Raw genomic sequence first — 17194 nt, forward strand, 5'->3', positions numbered from 1 at the left:
TTGACAATATAAATGTCGAGCAAGCATTACATTTACCCTATTTTATTTTTTGGCGTACAATAATAAACCCAAGCAGGGGGAACATTCCGTATAACTAATTTTTTTTCTAAATGAAAATAACGAGATAACGTTTTTTCATATCGAGTTGTATATTGGAATAAGACAAAACAACCTTGGGTTTTTAATAACTCGTTATGCACTCGTTTTAAAACTCTTAAACCTGTTTTTTTAGGAATAGATAAAAAAGGTAGCCCTGAAATAATCATATTATAATGACTATTTAATTTCTCTGCTGATGCGGTATAAACCTTCAATCGATTATCGTTAATTTTATCTAACTCTGTCGCAAAACTGGGTTCTATTTCAAAAACATCTAATGATGAGTTTACCGACATTCTTTTTAAGATTTGTTGCGTAATAACACCTGTGCCAGCACCTAACTCCGCAACCTGAAGATCCTGCTGCCAATTAAGTTTATCTAACATTTCATAACATAACCAACGAGATGAAGGCGCGATAGTACCCATCGTGGTTGGTGAGATCACAAACCGTTTTAAATATGAGTAGTATGTGGATAATGGAATGAATGTGGATATATCCATCTTCGCCTCCCAGTGCCTTTTAATTAAGGTAAAATAAAATTTAGATTAAATGAAGAACATTCATCATTATTTTTATTTATGAAAATACATCATCTAGTGAATAATGACTTTCAGTATAAAGCTTGGAGTCATCTCTAAGTAAATACGTTTTTCTTATATATTACACTATTTTACATTTTTCTATTTTTACTCTATTTTCTTAAACAAGAATATATTTTTATTTATCCTAAAAAAGAAAATAAGATATAGCAGAATATTCTTACACTTTTATGTTTTCTATTTTTCTTTTTTAACAACTCATTGATATTTGTTCGTTCTGTGGCTTTCTTTTGTTAACTCTACGAAGACTATAAGAAACACTTCTAATTCTTTGGTAAATAATCAATAAATTAACTTGCACCTATCTCTATATTTTGTCAGGTTAGTGTGAGGTCTCTCACTATTCCTACAGATAAAGACAGGGTAATTACAATGAAAAATGTTGGTTTTGTGGGCTGGCGTGGTATGGTCGGCTCCGTTTTAATGCAAAGAATGGTTGAAGAACGCGATTTTGATGGGATAAACCCTGTTTTCTTCACCACATCTCAATTAGGTGAAGCAGCACCCGCTTATGGTCATCACCGTAGCACTCTGCAAGATGCTTATGACATTGATACCTTAGCATCACTCGATATTATTATTAGTTGCCAAGGTGGTGACTACACTAATGAAATCTATCCGAAACTTCGCCAAGCAGGTTGGCAAGGTTATTGGATTGATGCCGCATCAGCACTGCGTATGAATGATGATGCTGTTATTATTCTCGATCCTGTTAATGGACAGCATATTCAAGACAGCTTAAATAAAGGTATTAAAGCCTTTGTTGGCGGTAACTGCACCGTTAGTTTAATGCTGATGTCATTAGGTGGACTGTTTACTCACAATTTAGTGGAATGGGCAAGCGTATCGACTTATCAAGCCGCTTCTGGGGCGGGTGCTCGCCATATGAGAGAGTTACTGTCACAGATGGGCTCTTTACATAATCAAGTGGTTAAAGAGCTAGAAAACCCAGCATCTGCAATCTTAGATATTGAACGTAAAGTCACTCACTTTACACGCAGTGGAGCGATGCCGACTGAACAATTTGGTGTTCCTCTTGCTGGTAGCTTGATCCCTTGGATTGATAAACAATTAGAAAACGGTCAAAGCCGTGAAGAGTGGAAAGGACAAGCTGAAACTAACAAGATCCTAAATACAGGTTCAAATATCATTCCTGTCGATGGTCTTTGCGTTCGTATTGGTGCGTTACGTTGCCATAGCCAAGCATTCACCTTAAAACTGAAGAAAGACTTACCCGTTACTGAAATTGAGCAGTTACTCGCAAGCCATAATGACTGGGTAAAAGTCATTCCTAATGATCGTGAATTAACGATGCGTGAATTAACACCTGCCGCAGTCACGGGTACATTGAGCACACCAGTAGGTCGTATTCGTAAACTGAATATGGGTCCTGAATTTATTTCAGCCTTTACAGTGGGTGACCAACTGTTATGGGGTGCAGCAGAGCCTTTACGCCGTATGCTGAATATTCTGCGTTAATCTTTATTATTTATGAATATCGACCATTTTTAGAAAATAGAAATGGTTGGTATTCTTATTCTCAATAGCTATTAGCGCCATTTCTTATTTCACTTTCCTTTTTTTCTCATAAAACTATTTTTTAATTTTTCATATTTTATTTATTTTTAATTTTATGGCTCTGTATAGAATACGTTTTCTACAATACTTTCAAAAATAACGCTAAAGAATTCAAGCAGATTATTCAGCATAATCCACCTGTTTTTATTCAAAACAGAGTTTAAAAATAAATAAAGCATTTTTTAACAACTGAAAAATAATGGCGACAAAAATCTAAATATAATAATTTCTAATATATTATTCCTTTTCTCTTTCTTTCATTAAAATTGCGGTAACTACTTATTATTTAAAAATAAATTTACTTTGCGCTGTCATTTATTTAAGGTGATTTTTATTACTTTTATAAAAAGATGCATTATAAATATGACAACACAAACACAACCCAATAAAAAAGGTTTTTTAAACCGAGTCGAACGCATTGGTAATATCATGCCTGATGTTACTATGTTGTTCGTTTACGCCTTAGTGATCTGCTGGATATTTTCATTTTTCCTCTCTTTTGTGCATTTTGATTATTTCCATCCAGTTACTAAAGAGAAAATCGCCGTTATTAATATGTTTCAATATGAAGAGATCATATTATTTGTGACAAGTGCGGTAAAAAATTTCATTAGCTTTCCTCCACTTGGAATAACAATTGTTGCAACATTAGGGATCGGTATTGCAGAAAGTAGCGGGTTTATTAAAACAGCTTTAAAAAAAATGCTTTCGTTTATTTCCCCTAAAATGCTGACACCAACGGTAGTGTTTGTTGGTATTGTTGCGCACCTCGCTTCCGACTCAGCTTACGTTATTCTTATGCCAGTCTCTGCGATGATGTTCTATGCCAGTGGTCGTCACCCTTTAGCGGGTATCGCCGCCTCATTTGCAGGATTAGCCGGTGGATTTACAGCAAGTTATACACCATCAATTATTGATCCAATAATGCAAAGCTTTACTCAAGAAGCAGCGCAAATTATGGCGCCGGGATATAGCGTTAACGTTTTATGTAACTACTTTTTTAGCGTAGGCGGAACGTTTGGCGTTATTTTAACTTGTTGGTATATCACTGAAAAAATTGTAGAACCTTGGTTAAATAAAAACTGCCCGGTCTCTTCTGGCATTGATACCAAAGATGCAGAGTTAGGTGAAATCACCCCAATAGAAAAACGCGCATTCCGTTTTGCCGGTTGGGCTGTGGTGCTGATGGGAATGGGTTTATTTGCACTGTTATTCCCAGAAACCTCACCATTACGTTCACCAGAAGGCAGTCTAACCAGCCCTAAAGCCCCAATTATGCAAATTGTGGTGCCTTTACTGTTTATCTTCTTCTCGGTACCCGGTTTAATCTATGGCTATATGACCAAATCTTTTGCTTCCACAAAAGATATTGTCAAAGCAATGGAAAATATTACGAAATCGCTGATCCCCTTTATTGTTTTTGCCTTTTTTGCAGCTCAGTTCCTTTACTCTTTCCAACACTCGAATTTAGGAACTTTATTGGCGTTATCGGGTGCAGAGTTACTGCGTACGCTTAATATGCCTTCTGGTATGACGGTATTAGGTGTCATTTTGCTGACGGCGATTTTAAATATCATGATCACCTCAGCAACATCGAAATGGGCTGTTATTGCACCGGTATTAGTGCCAATGTTAATGGCCGTCGGAATTTCACCTGAATTAACGCAAGCTGCGTTCCGTGTCAGTGATTCCGCAATGAATGTGAGTACACCAATGTTCCCATTCTATCCCCTGATTTTAATGTATTGCCAAAAATACTATAAAGGGGCGGGTATCGGTACACTGTGCTCAATGATGATCCCTTTCACTATTGGCTTGCTTATTGTATTAACGACTACACTGTTTATCTTCTGGGGACTTGATATTCCTCTTGGCTTTGACAGTGGATATACATGGCAACCGGCATCATAACTCAGGCTTATAAAAACAACTGTATTAGGAACAACATTATAATGAACACCCTAGGTCAAAAGTTAGAACAGCGTTTCTTCCGTTATCTGGCAATTGAAAGCCAAAGTGATGCATCAGCTTCTGTAGTACCCAGCACCCAAGGACAACTTGAGTTAGCAAAATTGCTGGCTAAAGAGCTGGAAACTTACGGACTCAAAGATATCTATATCGATTCTCATGCTATTTTATATGCGATGAGACCAGGTACTAAACCTAATGCCAAAAAAGTGGGGTTTGTTGCTCACCTTGATACCGTTGATGTGGGCATTTCACCTGACATTCACCCTCAAACACTGCGTTATGAAGGGAAAGATCTCTGCTTAAACAAAGAAAAAAATGTCTGGTTTAAAGCTCAAGAACATCCTGAAGCTGAACCTTACATTGGCGAAGAGATTATCTTCAGTGATGGTACAAGCGTATTAGGTGCTGATAATAAAGCGGCGATCACCGTTATTATGGAGTTAATGGATAAACTTCAACATGCTGATTTTGATTGTGGTGATATCTATGTTGCGTTTGTACCGGATGAAGAAATCGGATTACGCGGTTCTAAATTAATGGATTTATCTCGCTTCAACGTTGATTTTGCTTACACCATTGATTGCTGTGCATTAGGAGAGGTCGTATATGAAACCTTTAATGCAGCATCGATTAACGTGTCTGTAAAAGGTATTACTGCACACCCAATGTCCGCGAAAAACGTATTGTTAAATCCAATCCGTGTCGCGCATGATTTTATTGGCTGCTTTGATCGCTTTGATACCCCAGAACACACAGAACATCGTGAAGGTTATTTCTATGTCACGGATTTAATCGCCAACCCCGATAATGCAGTGATTAAAATGGCTATTCGTGATTTTGATAAGAAGAGCTATGAAGCCCGTAAACAATATATTGCACAGTCTGTTGAGTTAATGCGTACTCGACATCCTCGTGCACAAATCGACTATGAGATTGTCGATGTGTATAGCAATATCAGTGATTCGATTGGGGAAGATCGCACGGCTATCGAACTTATTTTTGAAGCATTAAAACGATTAGATATTCAACCTAATGTGATCCCAATGCGAGGAGGTACAGACGGCTCTGCACTTTCAGCAAGAGGCTTACTCACACCAAACTATTTTACGGGTGCGTTGAATTTCCACTCTCGCTTTGAGTTCTTACCTGTTAGCTCATTTGAGAAAAGCTATTTAGTAACAGAAATGCTGTGCCGTTTGATCGGACAACGCGGATAAGCGTGATTGTTGTAACCAATAAAAAAGCGGAGTCGTTTTCACGACTCCGCTTTTTTTATCTAATTCAGTATAAAACTAGATATCAATATTTGCCGCTTTCAGCGCATTTTCTTCGATAAAGGCACGGCGAGGTTCAACCGCATCGCCCATTAGCGTAGTAAATAGCTCATCGGTTGCGATCGCATCTTTGACAGTGACTTGCATCATACGACGTGTATCTGGGTTCATGGTCGTTTCCCATAACTGCTCTGGGTTCATTTCACCAAGACCTTTATAACGCTGTACAGCAAGGCCACGACGTGATTCTTTTGTTAACCACTCAAGTGCTTCTTCAAAGCTTGAAATTGGCTGACGACGCTCTCCACGCTCAATAAACGCACCTTCTTCAATTAGGTTACCAATAATGTCACCTAAATGCGTAATGCGCTGATATTCGCTACTATGGATAAAGTCATAATCTAGTTTGTAATCTGTATCCACACCATAAGTACGAATACGCAATACAGGTTCGAATAGGCGATTTTCATCGTTTTGAACAATAGTGTAGCTATAAGTACTGCCTTGATCTTCCGCTTCGTTTAAACGGTTAACCAAACCACTCATCCATTCTTCAACCTGAGCTTTATCAGATAACGCATTTTCTGTCAGCGTTGAGTGATATACCAAGCTGTTTAACATGCTAAGTGGGTAGATACGCTCCATACGACGAATGATCTTGTGCGCTGCATGGTAATCAACAACCAGTTTTTCAAGTTGTTCACCGTGCATTGCGGGTGCGTGTTCACTCACATAAAGTGCGGCACCATCAAGCGCGATCGACATCAGATATTCATCCATTGCGTCGTCATCTTTGATGTATTGCTCTTGTTTCCCTTTTTTCACTTTGTAAAGTGGTGGCTGAGCAATAAAGATATGACCACGTTCAATAATTTCTGGCATTTGACGATAGAAGAATGTCAGTAATAGAGTACGAATGTGAGAACCATCGACGTCCGCATCCGTCATGATGATAATGCTATGATAACGCAGTTTATCTGGGTTATATTCATCACGACCAATACCACAACCTAACGCAGTGATTAACGTTGCAACTTCTTGAGAAGCTAACATTTTATCAAAACGCGCTTTCTCAACGTTGAGGATTTTACCTTTTAACGGAAGAATAGCCTGTGTTTTACGGTTACGCCCTTGTTTTGCAGAGCCGCCCGCAGAGTCCCCTTCCACTAAGTACAGTTCAGAGAAAGCAGGATCACGCTCAGAACAGTCCGCTAATTTACCGGGTAAACCACCTAAATCTAATGCGCCTTTACGACGAGTCATCTCACGAGCTTTACGCGCGGCTTCACGAGCACGAGCAGCATCAATAATTTTACCAACAACAATTTTCGCATCGTTTGGATTTTCTAACAGATATTCCACCAGCTTCTCATTCATCAGCGTTTCTACCGCGGTTTTCACTTCTGAAGAGACCAGTTTATCTTTTGTTTGTGATGAGAATTTAGGATCAGGGACTTTAACAGAAATAACCGCAATCAAACCTTCACGAGCATCATCACCCGTTGCACTGATTTTCGATTTCTTATTAAACCCTTCTTTATCCATATAGTTGTTTAACGTACGCGTCATTGCTGTACGGAAACCCACTAAGTGTGTACCACCATCACGTTGTGGAATATTGTTGGTAAAGCAATACACGTTTTCTTGGAAACCGTCATTCCATGACATCGCCACTTCAACACCAATGCCATCTTTTTCTGTTGAAAAATAGAATGGATTTGGATGAATAGGCGTCTTATTACGGCTTAAGTATTCAACAAATGCCTTAATACCGCCTTCATAGTGGAAATGATCTTCACGGTTATCACGTTTATCAATTAAACGGATAGAAACACCCGAGTTTAGGAATGACAACTCACGAAGACGTTTTGCTAAAATGTCATACTGGAATTCAGTTTCGCCTTTAAAAGTTTCAAGGCTTGGCCAGAAGCGTACAAATGTCCCTGATTTTTCAGTATCGCCAATCACTTTTAAGCGATCATCAGGCACACCATGACGATAAATTTGTTGATGGATATTTCCATCACGATGGATTGTCAGTTCAAGTTTTTCAGACAACGCATTAACAACAGAAACCCCTACACCATGAAGTCCACCAGAGACTTTATAGGAGTTATCATCGAATTTACCCCCCGCATGCAGAACGGTCATAATAACCTCTGCCGCTGAGACACCCTCTTCTGGGTGAATGCCGGTTGGAATTCCACGACCATCATCTCGAACAGAGACGGAGTTATCTGAATGGATAGTGACAATTATCTCATCACAGAAACCCGCGAGGGCTTCGTCGATTGCGTTGTCGACCACCTCGAAGACCATGTGATGCAGACCGGTTCCATCATCTGTATCCCCGATATACATCCCCGGGCGCTTACGCACCGCATCCAGCCCTTTTAATACTTTGATACTTGAGGAGTCATATGTATTCGACATCAACGTTTCTCGCTTTATTCCTATGGTTTAACCTCTATTTTGCCACGTTCTACGCTAAATAGCCTGCTATTTACATCTAGCATATCTTTCACTTGCCCTTGTGTTATCGCACTGACAAACACTTGAGCTTGCGTAGACTTTAGACGCTCGGCTAACAACTGACGCCGACTTGCATCTAATTCGGAAGCAAAATCATCGAGCAGATACAGGCATCTTTGCCCATTCTTACGAGTGAAATATTCACCTTGTGCCAGCCTCAAAGCACACATCAACAACTTGAGCTGGCCTCGTGACAACATATCTTCTACTGGCGTGCCATTTGCTCTAATACGTAAATCCGCTTTATGAGCACCAAGTGAGGTATATGCTAACATTTTATCACGTTCAAATTGACGTGCTAACAACTCACCGTAATCTGTTTCTTTATCCCATCCCCGTTGGAAGCTGACTTTCAACGAAAACTCAGGCAAAAACAGACGACACGTTTCTTCAATATCTTTAGCGATATCTTCGGCATATTGAGCTCGCCATTCACTTATCTGTTCTGTTAATAAGATAAGTTCTTTATCCCAAGGCATCAGTTGTCGATAAGACGTTGCTTGCCTCAGTGCCGCATTTCGTTGTTTTAATACACGCTTTAAATCTGACCATGCAGCAAAAAATCGAGGTTCATTATGAAAACAACCCCAATCAATAAAAGCACGACGATATTTAGGTCCACCATTCAGTAAGGTAAAACCTTCAGGTGTTATTAATTGCATGGGTAATAATTTTGCTAACTCTGCAATTTTATGACCATCGCTACCATCAATACGAACAGTACTATTGCCTTCGCGATCTTTACTTAATCCAATCGCATAGCCACGGCTCTCTTCATTTAGCCCACTTAAGCGTCCATGAAGAATAAATTCATTTTCATCATGCTGGATCACACGATTAGCTTGAGAACTACGAAATGCACGTCCATGACCTAACGTGTAAATCGCTTCAAGTATACTTGTTTTACCACTCCCGTTAGGCCCAACAAGGAAATTAAAGCCATCCGCTAATGGCAGATCCGCCTGTTCAATATTTCTAAAATGACGGATCAATAAACGGGATAAAATCATGTTAGTGACTATTATAAACGCATTGGCATAACAACATAAGCAGCCGCAGAACTTGCCATATTCTCGACTTGAACACTTGAAACAGCATCTGTTAGCAGAAGCTTAACTTCTTCACATTTCAAGGTATTAAGTACATCAAGGAGGTAACTGACATTAAAGCCAATCTCCATTTCTTCGCCTTGATATTGAACATCAACAATCTCTTCTGCTTCTTCTTGTTCAGGGTTGTTTGCTGTAATTTTCAATTGACCGTTGGTAAGGTTTATACGCACACCACGGAATTTTTCATTGGATAAGATTGCCGCCCGAGAAAATGCCTGTTTAAGAATATCACAACCCGCAATCACTGTTTTTGTCGGATTTTTCGGTAATACACGACGATAGTCAGGGAAACGACCATCAACCAGCTTCGAGGTGAAAATAAAGTCACCCACATGGGCACGTATATTGTTACTACCGATTTGCAGTTGCAGTGAACTTTCACCTGCGCCATCAAGTAAACGCATCAATTCAATAACACCTTTGCGAGGCACAATAACAGAATGTCCCGGTAAAGATTGTCCAATATCCATGGAACATACCGCGAGACGGTGTCCATCTGTTGCAACGGTGCGTAACTCTGTATTTTCAGTTTCAAACAACATTCCGTTGAGATAATAACGCACATCTTGATGCGCCATTGAAAATTGAGTGGACTCAATCAGACGTTTTAATGTTGCTTGAGGTAAAGTGAATTCGACTTCACTTTGCCAGTCATCTAAATTAGGAAAATCAGATGCAGGTAATGTTGATAAGGAGAAACGGCTACGACCTGAACGCACTAATAGGCGATCACCATCAAGCTCAACACTGATTTCAGCCCCTTCTGGCAACCCACGCCAAATATCAAAAAACTTACGCGCAGGAACAGTTGTGGCGCCAATTTCATGAGATTGGCTAAGATTAACTCTTGCCACCATCTCCATTTCAAGGTCAGTCCCCGTTAACGATAAGGTATTTTCAGTTACCTTAAGCAATAGGTTACCTAAAATAGGTAATGTTGGACGACCACCTAAAGGGCCACTTACTTGTTGTAGCGGCTTAAGAAGCTGTTCACGTTCAATGATAAATTTCATAGCGCTAGGATGATAATGTTCTGATTAAGTTAGAAAAATCTTCTTTGATGTCATGACTTTCTTCACGCAATTGCTCTATCTTTCGGCATGCATGAAGTACCGTTGTATGATCACGACCCCCAAAGGCATCCCCGATTTCAGGCAAGCTGTGGTTTGTTAATTCCTTCGCCAGCGCCATTGCCATTTGCCTCGGACGGGCAACCGATCGAGATCGCCGCTTTGACAGTAAATCAGCGACTTTAATTTTATAATACTCAGCAACCGTTTTTTGAATATTATCAATAGTGACTAATTTTTCCTGCAAGGCGAGCAGATCACGTAATGCTTCACGTACAAAGTCAATCGTAATTGCACGACCCGTAAAGTTTGCGTTAGCAATCACTCGGTTTAATGCACCTTCAAGCTCACGGACGTTAGAACGAAGTCTTTTAGCAATAAAAAAGGCCACTTCGTCAGGTAACTGTATTTGGTTTTCATCCGCTTTTTTCATCAAAATCGCGACTCGGGTTTCAAGTTCAGGTGGCTCAATAGCCACCGTTAATCCCCAACCAAAGCGTGATTTTAATCTGTCTTCAACACCATTTATCTCTTTAGGATAACGGTCTGACGTTAAAATAATTTGCTGATTACCCTCTAACAATGCGTTAAAGGTATGAAAAAATTCTTCTTGTGAACGCTCTTTATTGGCAAAAAATTGAATATCATCAATTAATAGTGCATCCACAGAACGGTAATAGCGTTTAAAGTCTTCTATCGCATTATTTTGTAATGCTTTTACCATATCTTGTACGAAACGTTCAGAATGCATATAAACCACTTTTGCATTCGCTTTGCGTTCCATAATGCTGTTACCCACTGCATGTAACAAGTGCGTTTTACCTAGCCCTGTTCCACCATATAAAAAGAGTGGGTTATAAGCGCCACCTGGGTTATCAGCAACTTGCCTTGCCGCCGCTCTTGCTAACTGGTTTGATTTACCTTCAACGAAATTATCAAACTTATGTTTGGGATTAACGTTAGAACGATAATTAAGTTCAGGCAGTTGAGATGCAGGTTGATTATCCCAACTTGGGCGAACAGGCTGACTATGTGTTGGAACTGTATTTACCGTTGGATGTACAACAGCTTTAGGAATACTTTCCGTAGTACGCGCTGATGCGGGTTTATTTCCCACTTCAAAACGTAAAGAAGGGACTTCAGAGCCACAAAAATCCACTAATAATGCATTGATATTATTAATGTATTTTTCTCTCACCCAATCTAAAACAAAACGATTAGGTGCATACAGCGCCAGCGTATTATCGCTTAGTTCTGCCTGCAAGGGACGTATCCACATACTAAATTCAGTGGCAGGTAACTCATCCTGCAATCGGGCAAGACAATGCTGCCAAAGCGAAAGTGACACGGCGGACTCCCCTAAAAAAACAAGACTAAAAAATAAACAGGAAAAATGCAGTTAAACACTGTGTGCCTAAATACAAAGTGCACAACACCGTTCCTCTTCAATTCTTAATAAGGAACAACTCTTGGTGACAACGATTTTTTTACATCGTGACTCACGATCGCAGACTGGCTATTCTGATCGTGACGGGGGATCATATCGCAAAATGAAACGAAGATCCTCTTTCTTTTGCACAGTTTTTATGGTTTTTATCCACAGGCTTGCTGATTTACGATAATTCACCAAATGAAATATGCAAAGGCGTTCTAGTGTACTTGAGTCGTCCTATAAATAGCAATTGGGGATAACTTTCTCTTTGCATAAATATCCCGTTCTTATAGTAAGCGATCAAATATCTCTCATTTGATCCACCAAAGATCCTTGCGCTTTCACCATGAGTCCGTATAATCTTGCACCCTGCGTGCTTGTACCAACAAAGTCACTTATTAAGTCCTTTTTTAGGTCACGAATAAGCGTACTCGTTGCGCATAAGTCAGGATTGATTATCGGGTTTGCTAAAAAAGACGACAAAAATCGGTACTTAAAGCGTCATCTTCATTGACGCATTTGAGTGATTTTATTACAATCCCGCATCTTTCCATCATTGATGCTGCGATTGAAGTACTGGTTTGTTTATTTATTGCACGCCTGTCTGTCAACGCATTTGCTGAATCAGTAATTATATTAAGTAGGTAGAAATCGCCATGAAACGCACTTTTCAACCGTCTGTACTGAAGCGCAACCGTAACCACGGCTTCCGCGCTCGTATGGCCACTAAAAATGGTCGTCAGGTTCTGGCTCGCCGTCGTGCGAAAGGCCGCGCTCGTCTGACCGTTTCTTCGAAATAATAAAAGCTAACCATTCCGTGGTTAAGCTCGCTTTTCCAAGGGAGTTACGTTTGTTAACTCCCAAGCATTTCAATTTTGTTTTCCAGCAACCACAACGTGCGAGTTCACCAGAAGTTACTATTTTGGGTCGCCAGAATGAGCTGGGGCATCCCCGCATCGGTCTAACAATCGCAAAGAAAAACGTTAAACGTGCTCATGAGCGCAATCGTATTAAACGATTAGCCCGTGAATACTTTCGTTTACATCAGCATGAATTACCGCCGATGGATTTTGTGCTATTAGTAAGAAAAGGGGTTGCTGAACTTGATAACCATCAATTGACGGAAGTGTTGGGTAAATTATGGCGTCGTCATTGTCGCTTGGCTCAAAAATCCTGATCTTGCTGATTAGGGGCTATCAACTGGGGATTAGTCCTCTGTTGGGGCCTCGTTGTCGTTTTAATCCTACGTGCTCTAATTACGGAATTGAGGCATTGCGCAGGTTTGGAATGATAAAAGGTAGTTGGTTAACAGTGAAACGCATATTAAAATGCCACCCTTTACACGAAGGTGGTGATGATCCTGTCCCACCTAGAAAAAACGACGATAACAGAGAAAATTAACGATGGATTCGCAACGCAATCTTCTATTCATCGCTTTGCTGTTCGTTTCTTTCCTGATCTGGCAGCAGTGGGAGGGTGATAAAGTTTCACAAAACACCACCACTACCGCTCAGGTCTCGCAACAAGCGGACGTGCCAAGCAGTGATAGTCTTGCTGTAACTGGTAACAGCAATGAGCAGGCAAAATTGATTACCGTAAAAACTGACGTACTTGATCTTCGTATCAATACTCAGGGCGGTACTATCGATGAGGCTGATTTGTTAGCCTATCCCGCCGAGCTTAATTCGACTACACCTTTCCGTTTACTGGAAACTACACCACAATTCCTGTATCAGGCTCAAAGTGGCTTAATCGGCCCAGATGGTCCAGATCAGAAATCACGCCCAGTTTATAGTGCTGATAAAAACGAATTCGTACTTGGTGAAAACCAAGATGAATTGCGCGTGCCGATGACTTTCGTAAATGAAGAAGGCGTAAAATTCGTCAAAACCTTCATTCTGAAGAAAGGTCAGTACGATATCGGTATTGATTACAAAATTGAGAATACAACAGATAAAACGTTGACCATGAACTTCTACGGTCAGTTAAAACAATCTGTTAAATTGCCAGAAAGCCGTGATACAGGTAGCAGCAACTTTGCGCTACACACTTATCGTGGTGCGGCATACTCATCAGATGAAACCAACTATAAAAAATATAGCTTTGGTGATATCGAAGATAAAAACTTATCTATAACCACCAATAATGGTTGGGTTGCAATGTTACAACAGTACTTTGCAACAGCATGGGTTCCTTCTAAAGAGAGTCAGAACAATAGCTTCTACTCAATCACTTTAGAAAATAAATCTATTGCTCTGATAGGTTATAAATCAGCACCGGTGACAATTGCACCCAATAGCAGTGCTGATATCAGCTCAACATTATGGGTTGGTCCTGAAATTCAGTCAGAAATGTCAGCCATTGCGCCACATTTAGACCTATCTGTAGACTACGGTTGGTTATGGTTTATCTCTCAGCCACTGTTTAAACTGCTGAAATTCCTTCACAGCTTTATCGGTAACTGGGGCTTCTCCATCATCATGATCACCTTTATCGTTCGTGGTATCATGTATCCGCTGACTAAAGCGCAATACACTTCCATGGCGAAAATGCGTTTACTGCAACCAAAACTGGCGGCACTGCGTGAACGTATTGGTGATGACAAACAACGTATGAGCCAAGAAATGATGGCGTTATACAAACAAGAGAAAGTGAATCCTCTGGGTGGTTGTTTACCACTGATTATCCAGATGCCAATCTTCCTTGCATTGTATTATATGCTGATGGGCTCTGTTGAATTACGTCATGCGCCATTCATGTTATGGATCCAAGACTTGTCTGCGCAAGATCCGTACTACATCCTGCCATTATTAATGGGTGTGACAATGTTCATCATTCAGAAACTGTCTCCGACAGCAGTGACTGATCCGATGCAACAAAAAATCATGACCTTTATGCCGGTTGTATTTACCGTATTCTTCCTGTGGTTCCCATCAGGTCTGGTTCTGTACTATATCGTCAGTAACTTAGTGACCATTATCCAGCAGCAGTTAATTTACCGCGGTCTGGAAAAACGTGGCTTACACAGTAGAGACAAAAAATAAGGTCACATGAGGAAAAACCTCTTCCTTGGTTACATTCAAAGGAAAGTGACATAAAATAGCGAAGGCGGTCATTGTAGACCGCCTTCTGTTTTTTATATTGATATGATTATTCTGATTAAGCGAGTACACCATGCATAGCACTGATACTATCGTCGCTCAGGCCACACCTCCTGGAAGAGGCGGTGTTGGTATCCTACGCGTTTCAGGTCCCAAAGCGGCACTTGTGGCACAAACTGTTTTAGGCAAATTGCCTAAACCTCGTTATGCCGATTACCTGCCATTTCGCAATGATGACAACTCAGTACTTGATCAGGGTATCGCCCTTTTCTTCCCAAATCCAAACTCATTTACAGGCGAAGATGTTCTAGAATTACAAGGTCATGGTGGTCCCGTTATTCTGGATTTATTACTAAAACGTATTTTACAAATTCCCGGTGTGCGCATTGCAAACCCAGGGGAATTTTCTGAACGTGCATTTTTAAATGACAAACTCGATTTAGCACAAGCAGAAGCGATTGCCGATTTAATAGATGCCAGCTCAGAACAAGCCGCACGTTCAGCGATTAATTCATTACAAGGTGCATTTTCCTCTCACATTAACGAAATGGTAGAGTCATTAACTCACTTACGTATCTATGTTGAAGCCGCCATTGATTTTCCAGATGAAGAGATTGATTTTCTTTCTGACGGGATCATCGAAGGAAAACTCAATGCTGTTATTGCTGAATTAGATGATGTTCGTGCTCAAGCTCGCCAAGGTAGCCTGTTACGTGAAGGAATGAAAGTCGTTATCGCTGGTCGTCCTAATGCAGGTAAATCAAGCCTATTAAATGCATTAGCAGGCAGAGAAGCAGCCATTGTCACGGATATTGCGGGTACAACACGCGATGTATTACGTGAACATATTCATATTGATGGTATGCCTTTACATATTATCGATACAGCCGGTTTACGTGAAGCCAGTGATGAAGTGGAACGCATTGGTATTGAACGCGCTTGGAAAGAGATTGAGCAAGCAGATAGAGTGCTATTTATGGTTGATAGCACCACGACTGATGCAACAACACCTGAAGATATCTGGCCTGAATTTATGGCACGTTTGCCAAATACCTTGCCTGTTACTGTTATTCGTAACAAATCAGATTTAACAGGGGAAAATGTCGAGATCACGGCACAAGGTAACTACCCGATGATCCGCTTATCCGCACGCGATGGAATGGGTATTGAATTGCTACGCGATCACCTAAAAGAAGCGATGGGTTTTAATAGTAATACCGAAGGGGGTTTTTTAGCCCGCCGTCGCCACCTACAAGCTTTAAATACCGCAGCAGAACATTTACAGCAAGGTCATGAGCAACTGGTTTATGCAAAATCAGGTGAGTTATTAGCAGAAGAGCTAAGACTGGCTCAGCAAGCATTAAGTGAGATCACCGGTGAATTTACCTCTGATGACTTATTAGGGCGTATTTTCTCTAGTTTCTGTATTGGGAAGTAATCACTAACATTTACCTGCTATAACGTGTGAACATGCCTTTAACGGTTATAGCAGGTAAATAATAAGCTGTCGATATTGCACTTGGTAACGTATTTTTCAAGAATGAGAAAATTAAAAATCATTCACTTATTTTCTTTTTACCTTTTATATTCATATTATTTATTAGTAATCTCGATGAAAAAATCGAAAAATTTATTTATTTACTAATTAACTAATTATTTCAATAACGCAAACGTTTACTTTCTCTTTTTATTTTCTCTAATAAAAAGAGATTTTAAATATCGCATAAAGACGCATATTAATTGCGCTTTTTAATGATCTAAATATAGTAAATCAACTCATGGCAATGCTAAACTTCGTTTTTAGTTAACTGGGTAAATATCCCCCTTTTATTAAGAGTCTATCGTGAGAACGCTTTACTTTACTGCACTGACAACAGGCATTCTTTCTGCCATTTGGGCATTTGTTGCTAATCAATTTGACTTATTAAGCTGGGCTGGCTTTTTAGGTTGTACCGCCTATTTTGCTTATCCTAAAGAGGGTATTAAAGGATTAGCCGTTACGATGGCTACCATTATGAGTGGCGTAATTTGGGCATTGGCGATTATTTATGGTAGCCAAGTCTTTAATGATATATCTCTTTTTGGGTATGCAGTAACAGGTGTTATTGCCTTTGTGATGTGTATTCAAGCTAAAAGTGCATTACTTGCTTATATCCCCGGCACCTTTATTGGGGCATGTACAATATTTGCAGCACAAGGGGATTTAGCTCAAACCATCCCTTCATTAATCGTTGGCGTTTTATTTGGTTATTCGATGAAAATGAGTGGGCTTTGGGTTGCCAATAAATGGCCGAAAACAGCGTAATTTATTTATGCTAACGCAAATCTAAAAGCGGTGTTTAGTCATGCTAAAGCCGCTTTTTTATCGCCTCAAAAGACATTATCTAAAATCAATCTAAGGTATATCCATAAGCACTAATATT

The 17194-nt window shown here is 40.0% G+C and carries 14 protein-coding genes; 9 read left to right on the plus strand and 5 right to left on the minus strand.

Translation table 11 applies throughout. The features are described 5' to 3' along the window. Nucleotides 1–32: 32 nt before the first annotated feature. Nucleotides 33–602: a class I SAM-dependent methyltransferase gene (locus DK865_RS07005; protein WP_036914532.1), complete on the minus strand. Its 570-nt coding sequence runs from the start codon at nucleotides 600–602 to the stop codon at nucleotides 33–35. Nucleotides 603–1073: 471 nt separating this feature from the next. Here DK865_RS07005 and asd point away from each other — a divergent pair, with 471 nt between their 5' ends. From asd to pepT, 3 genes are all read left to right on the plus strand, one after another. After that, nucleotides 1074–2180: an aspartate-semialdehyde dehydrogenase gene (gene asd, locus DK865_RS07010; protein ID WP_023583371.1), complete on the plus strand. Its 1107-nt coding sequence runs from the start codon at nucleotides 1074–1076 to the stop codon at nucleotides 2178–2180. 462 nt (nucleotides 2181–2642) lie between these two features. Next, nucleotides 2643–4190 carry an AbgT family transporter gene (locus DK865_RS07015; protein ID WP_023583370.1) on the plus strand — a complete coding sequence of 516 codons (1548 nt, stop codon included), beginning with the start codon at nucleotides 2643–2645 and terminating at the stop codon, nucleotides 4188–4190. A 38-nt stretch (nucleotides 4191–4228) separates the two neighbouring features. Continuing rightward, nucleotides 4229–5467: a peptidase T gene (gene pepT, locus DK865_RS07020; protein ID WP_194295184.1), complete on the plus strand. Its 1239-nt coding sequence runs from the start codon at nucleotides 4229–4231 to the stop codon at nucleotides 5465–5467. A 75-nt stretch (nucleotides 5468–5542) separates the two neighbouring features. Here the strand turns inward: pepT and gyrB are convergent, their stop codons facing one another. Genes gyrB through dnaA form a run of 4 tightly spaced genes read right to left on the minus strand, consistent with a single transcriptional unit; the run spans nucleotide 5543 to nucleotide 11586 of the window. Next, on the minus strand, nucleotides 5543–7957 hold the full coding sequence (gene gyrB, locus DK865_RS07025; protein ID WP_023583368.1) for a DNA topoisomerase (ATP-hydrolyzing) subunit B: 2415 nt from the start codon (nucleotides 7955–7957) through the stop codon (nucleotides 5543–5545). Nucleotides 7958–7977: 20 nt separating this feature from the next. Continuing rightward, nucleotides 7978–9066: a DNA replication/repair protein RecF gene (recF, locus tag DK865_RS07030; protein WP_023583367.1), complete on the minus strand. Its 1089-nt coding sequence runs from the start codon at nucleotides 9064–9066 to the stop codon at nucleotides 7978–7980. A gap of 11 nt (nucleotides 9067–9077) precedes the next feature. Then, nucleotides 9078–10181 (minus strand): DNA polymerase III subunit beta, encoded by a 1104-nt coding sequence (dnaN, locus tag DK865_RS07035; RefSeq protein ID WP_023583366.1) that lies wholly within the window; start codon nucleotides 10179–10181, stop codon nucleotides 9078–9080. Between the two features lie 4 nt (nucleotides 10182–10185). Continuing rightward, entirely contained in the window at nucleotides 10186–11586 is a 1401-nt protein-coding gene (gene dnaA, locus DK865_RS07040) for a chromosomal replication initiator protein DnaA (protein WP_036914526.1), read from the minus strand. A gap of 740 nt (nucleotides 11587–12326) precedes the next feature. On the opposite strand from dnaA, the gene rpmH reads away from it, so the two are divergent. The 6 genes from rpmH to DK865_RS07070 all read left to right on the plus strand — a co-directional run bounded on the left by rpmH (nucleotide 12327) and on the right by DK865_RS07070 (nucleotide 17076). Next, entirely contained in the window at nucleotides 12327–12470 is a 144-nt protein-coding gene (rpmH, locus tag DK865_RS07045; protein WP_004246509.1) for a 50S ribosomal protein L34, read from the plus strand. 17 nt (nucleotides 12471–12487) lie between these two features. Further along, nucleotides 12488–12847 carry a ribonuclease P protein component gene (rnpA, locus tag DK865_RS07050; RefSeq protein WP_071788569.1) on the plus strand — a complete coding sequence of 120 codons (360 nt, stop codon included), beginning with the start codon at nucleotides 12488–12490 and terminating at the stop codon, nucleotides 12845–12847. Further along, nucleotides 12811–13071, plus strand: coding sequence for a membrane protein insertion efficiency factor YidD (gene yidD / locus DK865_RS07055; protein WP_036914520.1), 261 nt, complete (start codon nucleotides 12811–12813; stop codon nucleotides 13069–13071). Before rnpA ends, yidD begins: the two co-directional genes overlap by 37 nt. Nucleotides 13072–13073: 2 nt before the next feature. Further along, nucleotides 13074–14714 carry a membrane protein insertase YidC gene (gene yidC / locus DK865_RS07060; RefSeq protein WP_023583364.1) on the plus strand — a complete coding sequence of 547 codons (1641 nt, stop codon included), beginning with the start codon at nucleotides 13074–13076 and terminating at the stop codon, nucleotides 14712–14714. A 130-nt stretch (nucleotides 14715–14844) separates the two neighbouring features. Beyond that, nucleotides 14845–16209, plus strand: a complete 1365-nt coding sequence (gene mnmE, locus DK865_RS07065) for a tRNA uridine-5-carboxymethylaminomethyl(34) synthesis GTPase MnmE (protein WP_023583363.1) — start codon at nucleotides 14845–14847, stop codon at nucleotides 16207–16209. Nucleotides 16210–16614: 405 nt separating this feature from the next. Next, nucleotides 16615–17076: a DUF1097 domain-containing protein gene (locus DK865_RS07070; RefSeq protein ID WP_109391540.1), complete on the plus strand. Its 462-nt coding sequence runs from the start codon at nucleotides 16615–16617 to the stop codon at nucleotides 17074–17076. Nucleotides 17077–17194 lie beyond the last annotated feature (118 nt).

Source organism: Proteus cibi (genome assembly GCF_003144405.1).
Taxonomy (GTDB): domain Bacteria; phylum Pseudomonadota; class Gammaproteobacteria; order Enterobacterales; family Enterobacteriaceae; genus Proteus; species Proteus cibi.